Origin of the sequence: Devosia algicola (assembly GCF_028816455.1) — a bacterium.
Classification (GTDB): Bacteria; Pseudomonadota; Alphaproteobacteria; order Rhizobiales; family Devosiaceae; genus Devosia; species Devosia algicola.
Genome location: NZ_CP118246.1, coordinates 2,172,287 through 2,184,551, shown reverse-complemented (window position 1 = coordinate 2,184,551; position 12,265 = coordinate 2,172,287). Strand labels below are relative to the sequence as shown.

Sequence of the window (12,265 nt, the reverse complement as noted above, 5' to 3'; positions counted from 1 at the left end):
ATTGGCCAGCGTTCAAACGATTTGTGATGGCCCGTCGCCCGGCAGGGTGATGCCGAGCGCCTGACGCAAGGCGATGGCATTGGCCGGGGCGTGCAGTTTGTCCTCATGGACGAAATAGGCAAATACCGCGCAATCCTGTTCGATCCAGTTTTGCATGATGGCGGCCCAATCGGCGATGTCCTGGGGGCTATAGGTCGTCGCCTCTTCACGGGCCGGGCCCTGCAAGCGGCAATAGACGAAATCGGCAGTGCGCAGGCGTTTTGGCTGCTCGGGCGTATCGGCGAGCACCAGCGCCACATTATGTTGGGCAAGCAGGTCGAATACCGGCTCAGCGTACAGTGCGGCGTTGCGGACCTCCATGGCATGTCGGATGGGGGGTGTGGTGTCAAAGTCGAGAAAGGGCTCGCTCTTGAGCCTGTCATCGGCCTCTCTGGCCAAGGCCAGATATTGCTCGGGCGATTTGGGCAGCATGGCCAGAAACTGGCCAAGCACCTCAAGATCAAGTCTGAGGTTGGGCGGCAATTGCCAGACGAAAGGGCCCATTTTATTGCCCAGCGCCAAGGGGCCGGAGGCAAAGAAATTGGCCAGTTCGGTTTGACAGTTTTTCAGCCGCCTGATGTGGGTGACCAACTGCGGACCCTTGATCGAAAACATGAAGCCATCGGGGGTACTGCTGGCCCATTTGATAAAACTTGCCGGTTTTTGATTGGCACGGAAGGTGGCGTTGATCTCGATGGTGCCCAGCCTGGAGGCGGCATAGGCCAACTCATTTTTCTGGACCAGCCCCGGCGGATAAAACTCGCCGCGCCACGGGGCATAGACCCAACCGGCGGTTCCGGTGCGCACTGTGGCTATATTGCTCATCACCGATCTCCTTCCCGGTTCAGTTTGAGCGAAAAAACTGGCGTTGTCAGGCCCTATTTGGATGGGTCACAAGGCGCGGTCTGACGCTAGGTGCCGGCGGGTTGAACGGGATCGGGCGCGGCATCAGTGACGGGTGGTGCCATTTGCAGTTTGGCGAACAGGTTGGCACGCATCAGGGCGGTCGCAGTTTGGGGCATCAGGGCACCGACGAGGCCGGCGAGGAACTGGGGGGCATTCGCATAAAGGATGCCCGAGCGTTTATTGTGCGCCAGTACGCGGCGAGCGAGGTGCGCCGGGGCAGTTCGAGCGCCCGATTTGCTGCCCGCCGGGGCGTAGCGACGCGCATGGGCGGTGTCGAGGGGGCCGGGCAGCACACACAGCACGCGATATTGCCGCGCCTTGCGCAGGGAATGGGCGAAGGCCTCGATACCTTGTTTGCTGGCTGCATAGACGGCGGCGCCGGGATAGCCGAGGCGGTTGGACAGTGAGCCGATAAAAATCAGGCTGGCGTCATTGGCCAGGCGGTTTTGGACCATGAGCAGATGTGTGAGCGCTATGGGGGCGTGCAAATTGGTATTGATAAGCGTTTCAAGATGGGCGCGCTCGATGGTTTCGAACGCGCCGACGGCGCTGATGCCGGCATTGAAAATGACGAGGTCAAACTGCTCGTCGGGCTGGAGATGCTCAAGAATGACAGGCAGGGTGTTGGTCTGGCCAAGATCGGTTTTCAGGAAGCGGACATCCGGATGGGGCGTCGCTGGGGTGTCGCGATCCAGAATGGTTATATGATAGCCCGCCGTCATCAGCTCTTGAACAAGGGCGGCGCCCAATCCGGCGCTGCCCCCAGTTATCAGCGCGCGCCTGATCACGGTCGAGCGCCCACTAGACGGTGGGTAAAAAGGCTGGCTGGCGAAATTGTCTGGTTGACCCGCCTGGCGGATTCAAGCCGATCAACAACGAAACTGGCGACGGCATCTGGATTCATCAGGAGCCAGTCAAATTTGTGCGGATCAAAGCCGGCCTTGGCGTGCATGGGGGTGCGGGTTGGCCAGAGCCGAAAATGGCGCAGGGCGATCCGATGTCGCCATTCCGAGGCGAGGGACCGCGCCAAACCCGCAAGGGCACCCTTGCTCGCGCTATAGGCGGGCATGCCGGCCGAACCGGTCGCCGCTATCGAGCCGATAAGGGCAACGCGGGCGTTCTGGGCCAGCAGATCGGGGTAGAGCCTGGTGGAGAATTTTTACGGTCGAAGTGAAATTGGTGGCCAACAGGTGGGCTAGCGCGGGTTCGTCTTCGGCCTCAATGGGGCGATAAAAACCGGTTCCGGCGGCAAGAATCAACCGCTGGGCGGTGGCGGCCGATGCGATCATCGGCGCAGTGGCAGTCGCCAGATCAACCTGATGATAGGCAATGTCGGGAAAGTCGGGCGGCAGGTCGCCCGGGGCGCGGCGGCCAAATCCGGTTACCTGATGGTGACGCGCAGCGAGCACTTTGACAATGCCAAGCCCAACGCCCGAACTGGCGCCGGTAACACAATAGCGCAGGGGCTTTTTGGCGTCGCGACGGTTGAACATCCAGGCTTCCTCGGCGCGACGGCAATGGTGTTGGCCTGAGGCCGGGTCATGGGCACTATGACTGAGTATGATTGCGGCGTCATTTGTTACGGCTCTTGGCGCAATTGTTGTCGATCCAAGAAACGGGCATGGGTGTCGGTATAGGTGGCGATGGCTACAATGTCTGGACGCAGCCGCTCAAGCGCCTCGTGGAAATCGGCGGCAACCGGATAATCGGCCAGGCTCCGGCTCAAGTTTGGGTGCCGAGCGGTTCACCAGGCCCACAATTTCGAAACCTTTGTGGCGGTGATAGGCCAGCGCATGACTGCGGCCCATATTGCCAAGCCCCGCCACCAGCACGCGTATCGGTTTGGTGCTCGTCATGCCATTGCCTTCGTACAGGTCTCGCTCAGCCTTACCACAATGCATTGTTCCTCGAAGAGGAAGATTTTTTGGCCACGCGTGAGGAGACATAATCGTATAGTTCATTCAGTGTTGACTGAACGGTCTGTTCGTTATATATGTTGTGCAGGAGGCCCGCATGAGTCAGCAGCAAATTGACGATTTTATTGAAATGATGGGTCTGATTACCCAGACCGATGGCGGTCCGCGCATTGCCGGGCGCATCTTTGGATTGCTGTTGATCGAGGGCGGTCCGATGACATTGCAGGCAATGGCTGATCGACTCAAAATCAGCAAGGCAAGTGCCAGCACCAATGCGCGGTTGCTCGCCGATCGGAGTGTGGTGCGACTGACTTCCCGCCCCGGCGAGCGGCAGGATCTGTACGAGATCGAGCCCAACCCCTACCAAAACATGATCGAGGGTTTGAGCGCTGGCTACCGCAAGACGGCTAAGAAGCTGGTCGATGCCGAGCGGGCATTTCCCGAGAACATGACGGACGCCAAGACACGCATTCGCGAACTGTCGCACTTCTACGAAACCACCGTGGAGATGCTGGACGAGTTGGCCAAGCGCTTTCCCGAACAAGGCTAAAAATGCCTGCTGAGGCCTTTACCGCACCGACCAATGGCATTGGAGCCATCAATGGATAACCCAAAAGACAATGCTGACCCCTCGACATCAGTGACGGGCAAACCCGAATGGGCGCAGAGCAAGTTCGAGCGCGCCAATGTCGCGCGCGTTGCTGAGGGGCAAAAACCCAAGCGACGGCGTTGGCCGTGGATCGTGCTGGGCTTGATCGTGGTTGGCGGGGCGGCGGCTTACTTCGTTTTGCCGATGCTGAACACCGCCCCGGCCGATTCTGAGGCGGTTGCCGAGCCGGTTGATCCGGTCATGCAACTGGTGCCCGAAGAAGTCGAGACACTGTCACCGCGCCTGCTGGAAGACACAGTAAAGGTAACGGGTACGCTCGCTCCGGTGCGTCAGGTGCAATTGAACTCGCAGATCAGCGGGCCCGTGCTCAGTGTGGCCGTTGATACCGGTGATGTGGTGTCGGCCAGACAGGTGCTGGTGCAGATCGATACCGAAGCGCTGAATATTCAGTTCGAGCAGCAACGCAGTTCGGCCGAGGCCACGCGCGTGCAGTTGTCACTGGCCGAAAGTCAGCTGGATCGCACATTGACGCTGGCGGACCGCGGTCTGTCTTCATCGTCAGTCGTTGAGCAGGCACAATCCAGCGTCGACGGCTTGCGGGCCAATCTCAAGGCGCTGCAGGGGCAGGTTTCTGCCGCGCAGATTTCGCTTAACAACGCCACGGTGCTGGCGCCATTCGACGGCATTGTCGCCTCGCGGTCGGCACAACCCGGGCAGACCATTGCCGCCGGATCGCCGCTGCTGACAATTGTTGATCTGAGCAAGGTCCAATTGCAAGCCAATGCGCCGGTCAGCACCAGTGGCCGGATCAAGGCGGGCCAGCAGGTCAGTGTGACTTTTGACGGTCTCCCCGGCCGCACTTTTGAGGGCACAGTGGAACGGCTGGCGCCACTAGCGCTTCAGGGCACCCGTGTCATCCCGATTTTCATTGCCCTGGACAATGCAGACCTACTGCTGCGCGGTGGCATGTTCGGCACGGGTCAGGTGGTTGTTGACCAGAAGGCGGACGCAGTGGCGGTGCCAATCGCGGCGGTGCGCGAGGATGCGAGCGGCGACTATGTTCTCAAGCTCGATGCTGGAACGGTGGTCCGTCAGGCGGTCGAAACCGCCGGTCAATGGAATGACGGCCGACTGGTCGAAATCGAGACGGGCCTCAAGGCAGGTGACGTGGTGGTGACAGCGCCGCTGACGCAGCTCAAGGCTGGCAACAATTACGCCATTGTGGAGGACTGATCGATGTTTTTGACCAAGATCAGCGTCAACAATCCCGTATTTGCGACCATGATCATGGTCGCGCTGATGGTTTTCGGTGTCTATTCCTACCTCCGCCTGCCGATAGAACAACTGCCCGATATCGATTTGCCGGTTGTGGCTGTTGTCGTGAGCCTATCCCGGCGCCTCGCCTGAAGCGGTGGAAAGTGACATTGTTCAGCCGGTCGAGGATGCGGTCAACACCATCAATGGCATCGATTCCATCCAGTCGACATCTGCCTCCGGCCAAGCGCTGATCATCATCCTGTTCAACATGGAAGTGAACTCGTCGGACGCGGCCCAGGAAGTGCGCGACCGGATTGCGACGGTGGCGCCCGGTTTCCCTGAAAATGCCAATGACCCGCAAATCCTGCGCTTTGATCCGGGCGAGTTGCCGGTCATGTCGCTGGCCATCAGTTCCGATACCCTGTCACAGCGCGATTTGACGGCGCTGGCCGAAGATGTGGTCGTGCGCCAGCTTTCCATCATTCCCGGCGTCGGCAGGGCAACAATTGTGGGCGGCGTGCCGCGCCAGCTCAATATTCTTGTCGACCCGGACAAGCTCAACGCCTTCAATGTCGGCGTTGGCCAGGTGCTCGCCGCCCTGCAACAGGATAATCAGAATCTGCCCGCCGGGTCGGTTGAAGAGGGGTTGATCGTACAGCCCATTCAGGTTGAAGGCCGGATCGAACGGACGCAGGATTTTCTCAACATCATCATTGCGCGTCAGGGCGGGCAACCGGTCCGGCTCGGTGACGTTGCCACTATCGAAAATGGTCAGGCAGACGTTGGCAGTCTCGCGGTCCTTAATGGCGAGCGCGCCATCGCGATCGATATCGTCAAGACCCAAGGGGCCAATACCGTGGAGGTCGCCGAAGAAATTCGGCACACGCTGGACGAATTGCGCGCCGACGAATTGCCCGAAGGGGTCAGGCTTGACGTCGTCACCGACAATGCGGTGCCGGTCGAGCAGTCCTTCCATGCTGTTCAGAACATGCTGATCGAAGGCGCGTTGCTGGCGATCGTCATCGTCTTCCTGTTTCTCAATTCGTGGCGATCAACGGTCATCACCGGACTCACCCTGCCGATTTCGATCATTGGCACCATGACGGTGTTGTTCTTCTTGGGCTTCACGCTCAACATGATGACGTTGATGGCGCTATCGCTGGCGGTGGGGTTGCTGATCGACGATGCCATCGTGGTGCGCGAAAACATCATGCGCCATTTGCATATGGGCAAAAGCCATCGTCAGGCTGCCCTTGATGGGACCAATGAAATCGGGCTTGCGGTTCTGGCCACCACGCTATCCATCGTGGCGGTGTTCTTGCCGGTGGCGTTCATGGAAGGCATTTTGGGCCGCTTCTTCCTGCAGTTCGGCGTGACCGTTTCGGTCGCCGTGCTGATCTCGCTGTTCGTCGCCTTCACGCTCGATCCGATGATGAGTAGCGTCTGGTATGACCCCGCAGCGGAGAAAAACCCAAAGCGCGGGCCGATTGGCAAGGCGATTGCCCAGTTCGACCGATTTTTTGAATGGGTTTCGGGCGGTTACCGCAATATCCTTCGCTGGAGCCTGGCGCACCGGAAGTCGACGCTCGGGATCGCTGTTGCCGCCCTGTTTGGCAGCTTTGCATTGTTCCCGCTTGTGGGCGTCGAATTCACCCCTGCGGTCGATAACAGCGAATTTCAGGTGTCGCTGGAGACTCCGGTGGGCTCATCGCTTGACTATACGGCCATCAAGGTGCGGCAGGTCAACGATACACTCAAGAAGTTCCCCGAGATTACCGGCACTTATGCCACCATCAACGGTGCGGGCGGTACGGGCACCAACAGTTCAACCATCACGGTGTCGATGGTGTCGCCCGACCAGCGAGACAGCACGCCGCAAACAATCCTGCCGGCCGTGCGCGAGGCGCTCAAGCAAATCCCGGGGGCGTCATTCAATATTGGTGCAGCGGGCGGGCTGGGTGGTGGCGTCACCGCGCCGATCCAGATCAGCATCTATGGCGACAATTTTGAGATTCTTGATCGGCTGGCGGACGAACTTGGCCGCAAACTGGCCAATATCGATGGTGTCATCGATATCGAGTCGAGTCTTGATTCCGCGCAACCGGTGCTGGGTGTGCAGGTCGATGCCGATGCAGCAAGTGATTTGGGTGTCAGCATGCAGCAGATAGCCAATACGCTGCGGCCATTGCTGGGTGGTCAGGAGGTTACCGACTGGACCACTGCCCAAGGCGACAATTTCTCGGTGGTGGTGCGCCTGCCCGAATGGGAGCGCAATGACGTCAATGCCCTTGGCGCCCTGCCGATCACGCAAAGCGGGGCAACCGGCAGTTCGCAGATCATTCGGCTTGACCAGGTGGCGACCATAGTGCCTTCGACCGGCCCCGGTGAAATCCAGCGCCTCGATCTGGCACGCCAGGTTACTGTGTCGGCCAATTTGTCCGGCACCGATTTGGGCAAGGTGACACCGGCACTGCAGGCTGCCATAGACAGTTTGCAAATGCCCACTGGCTATCGTGCGACGGCTGGCGGTGATGTCGAGCAATTGAACGATACTATCGGCGCCGCCGGGTCGGCACTCTTGCTGGCGGTGATCTTTATCTATCTGGTTCTGGCTTCGCAGTTCGGCAGTTTCATCCAGCCAATAGCCATCATGGTGTCGTTGCCGCTGGCATTGGTCGGCGTGCTGGTGGGGCTATTGGTGGGCGGAAGTACCCTCAACATGTTCTCGATGATCGGCTTCATCATGCTGATGGGGCTGGTGGTCAAGAATGCCATTTTGCTGGTCGACAATGCCAACCAGCACCATCGTGCCGGCATGAACCTTTATGATGCGCTGGTTGAGGCTGGGGTGACCCGCTTTCGGCCGATCATCATGACAACATTGGCGATGATCTTTGGCATGCTGCCGCTGGCGCTGAGCATTCATGAAGGCAGCGGGCAGAATGCGCCGATGGCCCATGCGGTTATTGGCGGGCTGATCAGTTCGACGCTGCTGACGCTCGTCGTGGTACCGGTAGTATTGACCTATCTCGACGGCTTTGGTCGATTGGCGGCGCGGGTCCTGCCCAAGGCGCCCAAGGATCATGGCGAGGCGGACGTCAGTATAGCGCCCGGTCAGTGACTGGCGCGTCATACAGCGTGTCTCTCATATCGTAGTCGCTGAGGGACATGTTGGGTCCGGCGGCGGCGACCTCCGCGTCGCCGGACTATCGCAATCAAAGGGTGCGCTGCCGCATTGAACTAAGGAGTTTGGCTTGTCACAGACCGCAGACCATCACATGGCAGACGAAGCCATGTTTGCGGCCTCTGGCGAACGGTCAGGGAGGCCCACGAATGCCCGATAAACCTGAACGAGATCAAAAAACGGCGGCAAATCCGGTGTTCAGGATCCGCGATCTGACCAAAACCTATGGCAGCGGGGAGGCCGCAGTGCATGCCTTGCGTGCGGTGAGCATGGATATGGCCAGTGGCGAACTGCTGGTCATTCTGGGCGCTTCGGGCAGTGGTAAAAGTACATTTCTCAATATTCTTGGCGGACTGGATTTGCCCACCAGCGGGTCGGTGCATTATCGCGATCAGGAGCCTTACCAGGGCCAGTGATACCGAACTCACGCAGTTTCGGCGCCAGCATGTTGGTTTTGTCTTTCAGTTTTACAATCTCATACCCAGTCTGACCGCCCGTGAAAATGTGGCACTGGTCACCGATATCGCCACCGATCCGATTTCGGCAGAAGAGGCCCTGGCCATGGTGGACCTTGACGATCGACTTGATCATTTTCCCTCACAGCTCTCGGGTGGCCAGCAGCAGCGGGTTGCCATTGCGCGCGCCGTTGCCAAGCGGCCCGATGTGCTGTTGTGCGATGAGCCGACGGGTGCCCTCGATCTTGAGACCGGCAAGCTGGTTCTTGAGGTGCTGAACAAGGTCAATCGCGAGGTCGGCACAACGACTGCGATCATCACCCATAACGTTGCGATCGCTGCGATGGGGGACCGGGTAATCAATATGAGCAGCGGCGAAATTGCCGATGAAACGCGCAACGCCAAGCGCGTTGATATTGACGAGATCGAGTGGTAGCGCCGTGCGCGCATTGTACAAAAAACTATTACGCGAGATCTGGCGGCAACGCGGCCAGATGATCTCGATTGCCGCTGTCGTTGCGGTGGGAATCATGACCGTGCTGACCATGCGCGGCGCCTATGAATCCCTGGCAAGTTCGCAGGCCGACTATTACAGCCAATCGCGCTTTCCCACGGTCTGGGCCAGTCTGGAGCGTGCCCCCGAATCCGTTCGCCGCCGCATTGAGGAACTGCCCGGCGTCGCCGCTGTCGATACCAGGGTGACCTTCACCGCCACCCTCGACATTGCCGGTCTCGATGCGCCGGCTGTTGGCAAGTTCGTCTCGGTCCCCGCGAGCAGTTCAACGATGCTTTCGGCGTTGACGATCATGCATGGTCGATATCTTTCCGATCGCCGTGGCGAGGTGATCATCAGCGACAAGTTTGCGCAGGCCAACGCGTTTTCCATTGGTGACCGGCTCGAAGCGGTGATCAATGGCAGGCTGCGAAGCCTGACCATTGTGGGCACGGCGATTTCGCCCGAACATATCTATTCAGTGCCGCCCGGGTCGCTGTTTCCCGACGATAAAATCTACGGCATTGTGTGGATGGCGCGCGACCAGATCGGCCCGGCCTATGATATGGCGGGTGCCTTCAACGAAGTCGCCCTTACCACAGCGCCGGGCGCCAATCTGGACCGATTGGTGAACGCATTGGACCGGCTGCTCGAGCCATATGGCGGGCGTGGCGCCTATTTGCGCGCTGATCAACCCTCCCACCAATTGGTGCAGAGCGAGCCTGGACGGTGTGCAGACCATGGGCACGGTGATACCAGTGGTATTCCTCGGGGTCGCAGCATTTTTGTTGAATCTTGTCCTGGGGCGAATGATCAGCACCCAGCGCAGCGAAATCGCGGTTCTCAAGGCTTTCGGCTATTCCAATCTCGAGGTAGGCGCCCACTATTTTCTGTTTGCCATGGTGGCGGTGCTGGCGGGCGCCATGCTTGGTATCGTCTCGGGCATACCGTTGGGCCAGGCGATGGTCGGTGTCTATGGCGGCTATTTCAGTTTTCCAACATTGCGCTATGACGTCAGTGTCGGCCTGATCGCCGTCGCGGTTGGGGGCAGCGCGCTTGCCGCCGGTTTTGGCGCCTTGAACGCGGTCAGGGCGGCGGTGTCGCTGCCACCAGCCGAAGCCATGCGACCCGAGCAACCAGCCCGTTTCGCGGCTGGACCATTTGAACGGATCGGCCTGGGTCGAATTTTGCCAACCGCGGGCAGAATGATCCTGCGCAATGTCGAGCGGCAACCGGTACGCACCTTGTTCTCGGTTGTCGGGGTGGCGTTTTCGGTGGCGATTCTGGTCATTGGCATGTTCATGTTTGATGGCGTTGGCTACATGATGCGGTTGCAGTTCGATGTTGCTCAGCGCGAAGACCTGTCCCTCACCTTCAATCAACCGGTCTCGAGCCGGGTGCGTTTTGATCTGGGCCATATCGATGGGGTAACGCGGGTTGAACCGTTCCTGATTGCGCCGGCGCGTCTGAGCTACGGGCATCGCAAGCACGAGGTGGGCATTACCGGCCTGCAGGGCAATGGCATATTGCGCCAGATCGTGACGACGCGTGGCGGGGTGCAACCCCTGCCGCCCGAGGGATTGATGATCAGTGACCTTTTGGCTACCGAACTCGGCGTTGTGCCGGGCGACATGATCGATGTCGAGTTTCTCGATGGTGCCAAGCGAACCGTGCGCGCACCCATTGCCGGCGTGGTCGGCGATTTCGTTGGCATTTCGGTCTATGCCAATATTGATGCGCTGCACCAGATGATCGGTGGCGCCAATACGGTTTCGGGTGCCTATTTGAGCCTGCGGAGCGCGGCGACAGGGGCCACGAGCGCCACGCTAAAACACCTCCCGACGGTCGCCAGTGTTGCTTCTACGGCCCAAATGCTGGCCGCGTTTGAGGCGCAGTTGGCGCAAAGCCTTTATGTCGGTGTTTTCTTTATTCTGGGATTTTCCGGCGTCATTGCCGTGGCGGTGATCTATAATGGGGCGAGGATTTCGCTGTCCGAGCGTGGGCGCGAACTCGCCAGCATGCGCGTCCTGGGATTTTCGCGCAATGAGGTTGCGGTCCTGCTTTTCGGTGAACAGGCGATCAGCACGATTCTGGCCCTGCCCATTGGTTGTTATCTCGGCTTTGCCCTGGCGGGCGCGGTTGCTGCCGGTCTGGCATCGGAGACCTATCGCATTCCCCTGATCGTTAACCCGCAGACATATCTCCTGGCATCGGCGATTACCGTGGTTGCCGCACTGATAAGCGCGTGGATCGTTCGCCGCCGCCTGGATCGGATGGATCTGATCGAAGTGCTAAAAACCAGAGAATAGGTGAGACTATGAAGAAGCGCACTGTTGTCATCGCCCTCGTTGCCGTCGCTGTTGTGGGTGCGGCGCTGCTCGCCTCATTGCTCCTCGATCAGGGCGTTGCTGTAACGACGGCGACCCTGACCCGACAGCCGATGCAGGAAACAGTTGCCGAGGAGGGTCAAACGCGTGCCCGCAACGCCTATGTCATTAGCGCGCCTGTGGCCGGGCAATTGCAGCCCATTACGGTTCGGGAAGGTGACGCGGTCAGTGCGGGCATGATCGTTGCAAGGCTTATGCCGCCGCCCGATACGCCGCGCGCCGTGCAGATCGCCCAGGCTCAAATTGCCGCGGCCCAAGCGCGCCGTGACCAGGCGGCAGCCGAGGTGCAAAAGGCAGAGGCCCAAGCCAAACAAGCTGAACGCGAAGCGGATAGAAGCCAGTCACTTGGCGATCGCAACGTTGTTAGTCCCGAAACCATCGAGCAGGATAAACTCGCCCTGGCGGCGGCAGAGCAACAGGTTCACGTCGCCGAGGCGACCCTAGAAGCTGCCGACGCCGATCTGAGGGGTGCAAGAGCCAACCTTGGCAATGAACAGAGCGGCAATGGCAAGGACGAGGTGGTGCCGATTCGTGCCACCGCAATCGGTACCGTGCTCGAGGTGCTTGAAAAGGACGAGCGCGTGGTTGCTGCTGGCGCGCCGCTATTGCGGATGGGCGATACGGGCAATCTGGAAGTGGTCATCGCCGTCCTGTCCGAAGATGCGGTCAAGGTGCGAGTCGGCAACAAATTGCTGGTTAGTGAATGGGGTGGCGGTGGCACGTTGCTCGGTCAGGTTACCCGTATCGAGCAGACCGCGTTCACCGAAACCTCGACGCTTGGTGTTCAGGAGCAGCGGGTCAATGTGATCGGCACCTTGATTGATCCGCCCGGCGAGCCTGGGCGTCGGCTATCGTGTCGAGGCACAGATCGTGATCTGGGAAGGTCAAGACGTTCTGACAATTCCCACAAGCGCCCTTTTCCAGCAGGATGGGGGCTGGCGCTGTTTTGCAGTGGTGGATGGCAAGGCACAATTGAGCACAGTGGAAATCGGCCATAGGTCGCCAGATGACGCTGAAA

The 12,265-nt window shown here is 59.5% G+C and carries 10 protein-coding genes and 3 pseudogenes; 8 read left to right on the top strand and 5 right to left on the bottom strand.

Going from position 1 to position 12,265, the window contains the following annotated elements; all coding sequences use genetic code 11:
• Positions 1 to 12: 12 nt before the first annotated feature.
• The 5 genes and pseudogenes from PSQ19_RS11535 to PSQ19_RS11515 form a co-directional block, all read right to left on the bottom strand.
• Positions 13 to 864: a DUF72 domain-containing protein gene (locus tag PSQ19_RS11535; protein ID WP_282217848.1), complete on the bottom strand. Its 852-nt coding sequence runs from the start codon at positions 862 to 864 to the stop codon at positions 13 to 15.
• Positions 865 to 950: 86 nt separating this feature from the next.
• Positions 951 to 1,733 (bottom strand): SDR family NAD(P)-dependent oxidoreductase, encoded by a 783-nt coding sequence (locus tag PSQ19_RS11530; RefSeq protein WP_282217847.1) that lies wholly within the window; start codon positions 1,731 to 1,733, stop codon positions 951 to 953.
• Entirely contained in the window at positions 1,730 to 2,038 is a 309-nt protein-coding gene (locus PSQ19_RS11525; RefSeq protein WP_282220687.1) for an SDR family NAD(P)-dependent oxidoreductase, read from the bottom strand. The genes PSQ19_RS11530 and PSQ19_RS11525 overlap by 4 nt, the downstream gene beginning before the upstream one ends.
• Positions 2,001 to 2,438, bottom strand: a complete 438-nt coding sequence (locus PSQ19_RS11520) for an SDR family oxidoreductase (protein ID WP_282217846.1) — start codon at positions 2,436 to 2,438, stop codon at positions 2,001 to 2,003. Before PSQ19_RS11520 ends, PSQ19_RS11525 begins: the two co-directional genes overlap by 38 nt.
• A gap of 119 nt (positions 2,439 to 2,557) precedes the next feature.
• A pseudogene (locus PSQ19_RS11515) lies at positions 2,558 to 2,801 on the bottom strand (Gfo/Idh/MocA family oxidoreductase); the annotation flags it as partial.
• 157 nt (positions 2,802 to 2,958) lie between these two features.
• Here PSQ19_RS11515 and PSQ19_RS11510 point away from each other — a divergent pair.
• From PSQ19_RS11510 to PSQ19_RS11480, 8 genes and pseudogenes are all read left to right on the top strand, one after another.
• A complete protein-coding gene (locus PSQ19_RS11510; protein WP_282217845.1) occupies positions 2,959 to 3,411 on the top strand; it encodes a GbsR/MarR family transcriptional regulator in 453 nt (150 codons plus the stop codon).
• 51 nt (positions 3,412 to 3,462) lie between these two features.
• The gene (locus tag PSQ19_RS11505; protein ID WP_282217844.1) at positions 3,463 to 4,704 is read left to right on the top strand and encodes an efflux RND transporter periplasmic adaptor subunit; all 1,242 of its coding nucleotides are present in this window, start codon (positions 3,463 to 3,465) and stop codon (positions 4,702 to 4,704) included.
• 3 nt (positions 4,705 to 4,707) lie between these two features.
• Positions 4,708 to 4,878: an efflux RND transporter permease subunit gene (locus tag PSQ19_RS19425; protein WP_328517651.1), complete on the top strand. Its 171-nt coding sequence runs from the start codon at positions 4,708 to 4,710 to the stop codon at positions 4,876 to 4,878.
• Positions 4,879 to 4,882: 4 nt separating this feature from the next.
• Positions 4,883 to 7,849 carry an efflux RND transporter permease subunit gene (locus PSQ19_RS11500; protein ID WP_328517650.1) on the top strand — a complete coding sequence of 989 codons (2,967 nt, stop codon included), beginning with the start codon at positions 4,883 to 4,885 and terminating at the stop codon, positions 7,847 to 7,849.
• 212 nt (positions 7,850 to 8,061) lie between these two features.
• Positions 8,062 to 8,803 (top strand): annotated as a pseudogene (locus PSQ19_RS11495) (ABC transporter ATP-binding protein).
• Positions 8,754 to 9,494, top strand: a pseudogene (locus PSQ19_RS19420) (ABC transporter permease); the annotation flags it as partial. The pseudogenes PSQ19_RS11495 and PSQ19_RS19420, both read left to right, overlap by 50 nt.
• 175 nt (positions 9,495 to 9,669) lie before the next feature.
• Positions 9,670 to 11,169: an ABC transporter permease gene (locus PSQ19_RS19415; RefSeq protein WP_328517649.1), complete on the top strand. Its 1,500-nt coding sequence runs from the start codon at positions 9,670 to 9,672 to the stop codon at positions 11,167 to 11,169.
• Between the two features lie 8 nt (positions 11,170 to 11,177).
• Positions 11,178 to 12,245, top strand: a complete 1,068-nt coding sequence (locus tag PSQ19_RS11480; RefSeq protein WP_282217842.1) for an efflux RND transporter periplasmic adaptor subunit — start codon at positions 11,178 to 11,180, stop codon at positions 12,243 to 12,245.
• Positions 12,246 to 12,265 lie beyond the last annotated feature (20 nt).

What these genes read in the sequence shown, in the direction of transcription:
- PSQ19_RS11535 (WP_282217848.1), bottom strand. Translation starts at nt 864, where the DNA reads ATGAGCAATATAGCCACAGTGCGCACCGGAACCGCCGGTTGGGTCTAT.
- PSQ19_RS11520 (WP_282217846.1), bottom strand. Translation starts at nt 2,438, where the DNA reads ATGTTCAACCGTCGCGACGCCAAAAAGCCCCTGCGCTATTGTGTTACC.
- PSQ19_RS11510 (WP_282217845.1), top strand. Translation starts at nt 2,959, where the DNA reads ATGAGTCAGCAGCAAATTGACGATTTTATTGAAATGATGGGTCTGATT.
- PSQ19_RS11505 (WP_282217844.1), top strand. Translation starts at nt 3,463, where the DNA reads ATGGATAACCCAAAAGACAATGCTGACCCCTCGACATCAGTGACGGGC.
- PSQ19_RS19425 (WP_328517651.1), top strand. Translation starts at nt 4,708, where the DNA reads ATGTTTTTGACCAAGATCAGCGTCAACAATCCCGTATTTGCGACCATG.
- PSQ19_RS19415 (WP_328517649.1), top strand. Translation starts at nt 9,670, where the DNA reads ATGATCAGCACCCAGCGCAGCGAAATCGCGGTTCTCAAGGCTTTCGGC.
- PSQ19_RS11480 (WP_282217842.1), top strand. Translation starts at nt 11,178, where the DNA reads ATGAAGAAGCGCACTGTTGTCATCGCCCTCGTTGCCGTCGCTGTTGTG.